The following is a 2,563-nucleotide window of genomic DNA, read 5'->3' as shown; positions in this document are numbered from 1 at the left end:
TTATCGTGGCCCCTGACCCGATAATCTGAACTGGCAGAGCATCGTGGAGCGTTTCGACGTCGTACTCGTCTGCGAGTGCTGTCCCAGCGTTCCGCTCGGCGTCGGTGTAGGGTTTTGCGATATGCGGGAGGTCTTCCTCGTTCGGAAGCAAGAGCGGCCCCGGGAGTTCGAGGCCTTTGATGACTTCAACTTCGAGTTCGGTCTTCCCACTCACGTCCGTCGTGTGAAGTGATAGTTCCCCATCGCCTTGGTTGGCGTGGAGGTCACCAACGTACAGCCCTGCCCCTTCGACCCGAACGGGACAGATGAGAACTGCACCGGGCCTCACTTCGTTCGAATCGAGGTGACCATCAGTCCGTGCTTCGAGTGCCTCTTCGTCCGGGAGCCCCCAGTCGTGTTCGGCACCGATAAGGAACTGACCGAAGTCTCCCGCATTGTGTGAGTCTGGGAGTTCGATGGACGGCGTCGTCCCGATGTTGCCGATGAACGGACGGAGTCGACCAAGTGCCCCTGGCATCTCGTCCGGTTCGTACAGCAAAATTGGGTGCTGCCGAGAGTTCTCTGGGAGTGCCATTGCTTCGTCGGCGCGCTCAGCTAGCTGGTGAGCGCCGTCGGCACCGACGGTGATACCGACAGTTCGGTCGTCGTCGAAGACGACGGTATACCCATACTCGAATCCGAACGAGGACGCGTTCGCACCACACTCTGCACATCGAATCGCCTCTTCGCCTGTCCCTTCGACGACTGTCTCTGGCCACGGTGTCCCACATTCGGGACAGCGGTGGTCGACGAAGGGGTCGTCACCGAACGCACCCTCTCGTTCGGCCATACTCCCGGTGCTCGTCGCGATACTCGTCACTTCGATATCTTTGATTCGGACGACGAGCGCATCCCCTGGTTCAGCATTTTCGACGTAAATCGGTCGTGTCACCTCGTGACCTCCGCGGAAGGTCGGTGTAATCATCGGTCCCCAACAGCCAGCGGGGGTGTGTGTCTTGACTGTTCCACCGTCACGGACAGAACCCGCCCACTCTTGTTCAGGCCCAACGAGGCCGAGTGTGAATTCGTCTACTTCGAGCGTGTCGACTGGTTGTTCAGACATCTATCATTATCGTTAGTTTGTATCGTGTTATCAGTTGTGTAGGCAGAAATCTACGTCCTCGAGTTCGTCTGAACGAACCGACCCACGCGAGATTCCAGCTGTGGTGATGGGTGTATCGAAGATTCGAGTGAAAGAGTTAGTCTCCAAACAGCAAGTTGTTTAGCCGTGTTCAAGAAAGCGGTGACAGATACCGTGAGCACCCATTCGAACCATACCACATCTCGATACGAAGCAGTGGGTCTGCTCACTGGGTTCTTCGTACTCTCGACAGCAGCCGCAGCGTACGAAATCGCACCGGCGAGCGTCTTCCCTGTCGTTCAAGCGTCGCTCGGAATCGATGGCAGTACCGCCGGTTTACTCGTTAGCATCATGTACGCGACTGCAGTCGTCACCAGCATCCCTGTCGGCATCGTACTCGACCGTTTTTCGGTTCGGAGAGTGGTCTTCTTCGGTGCCGTCGCACTCACTGTTGCAGGTGTCTGGGGCTGGTACGCGGCCACTGCTGGCGCGTACCTCTCGCTGCTCGTCTCGCGTGTCCTCGGGGGGCTCGCGTACGTCATCTTCTGGAACGCAGGTGCGAACGCCGTCGGTAGTGCTGTCGAGTCTCGACATCGAGCGACCGCAGTGGGTGTGTTCACAGCGAGTGCTCCAGTCGGATTCGCACTCGGTCAGTTCGGCAGTCCGCTCATCGAAGATGCGTTCGGTTGGCCCGCAGTCTTCCCCTTGTATGCCGCTCTCTGCGTAGTCGGCGTCACTATCTTCTTGCTCGCGACCCGGAGTCACGTTCCCGGTGTCGATGCTGCCGCCCCCGATAAGAAAGCACTGCGCGAACTGTTTACCAGTCAAGCGGTCTGGATCGTGTGTGTACTCTGTTTTCTGGCCTACTCGTTGTACCTGTTTGTCAACACGTGGCTTCCGAGCTACCTCGTCGATGCATTCGACATTTCGCTCGCGACGAGTGGCTTGCTGACTGCGCTCTTCCCAGCAATCGGTGCCGTCGCACGTTCCAGTAGTGGGGTTATCTCGGATCGAGTGTTTGGCGGAAAGCGTCGCCCGGTCATCCTCTCGTCGTTCGCCGTCACTACCCCTGCCATCGTCGCTTTCGTGTTCGTCTCGCAGCTTGGGCTCGTCATCGGAACGGTGATCGTCGTCGGCTTTGCCATCCAACTCATTACTGGACTCATCTTTTCGTACATCGTCGAACTCGTTGCACCCACAGTTCGGACCACGGCTGTCTCTCTCCTGACGAGTGTTGGCCTGCTTGGCGCGTTTGCCGCACCAATCGTCGCCGGCGCAATCATCGACTGGGCGGGGTATAGCCTTGCGTTCTTCGTCGCCGGAGGCGTCGCCCTCGTCGGGGTACTGTTGGCAGTACGTGCGCCTGAACCCGGTGGTGACCTTCGAGGCGTGTGATTGCCTGCTTGGGGCGTTCCGACGTAGCCACACGCTGCTCCGAAGTTG

General features: G+C 58.6%; 2 protein-coding genes. One reads left to right on the top strand and one right to left on the bottom strand.

The genetic code is table 11. The features are described 5' to 3' along the window. Positions 1 to 1,102, bottom strand: a 1,102-nt coding sequence (locus tag AUR66_RS16665) for an acetamidase/formamidase family protein (RefSeq protein WP_058573324.1), incomplete at its 3' end; no start/stop codon positions are given. A 192-nt stretch (positions 1,103 to 1,294) separates the two neighbouring features. On the opposite strand from AUR66_RS16665, the gene AUR66_RS16660 reads away from it, so the two are divergent. Next, positions 1,295 to 2,515 (top strand): MFS transporter, encoded by a 1,221-nt coding sequence (locus AUR66_RS16660; RefSeq protein WP_058573325.1) that lies wholly within the window; start codon positions 1,295 to 1,297, stop codon positions 2,513 to 2,515. The last annotated feature ends 48 nt before the right edge of the window (positions 2,516 to 2,563 follow it).

Origin of the sequence: Haloferax profundi, from assembly GCF_001469865.1 — an archaeon.
Taxonomy (GTDB): domain Archaea; phylum Halobacteriota; class Halobacteria; order Halobacteriales; family Haloferacaceae; genus Haloferax; species Haloferax profundi.
The sequence above is the reverse complement of the archived record's forward strand: the minus strand, read 5'-3'. Positions and strand labels throughout refer to the sequence as shown.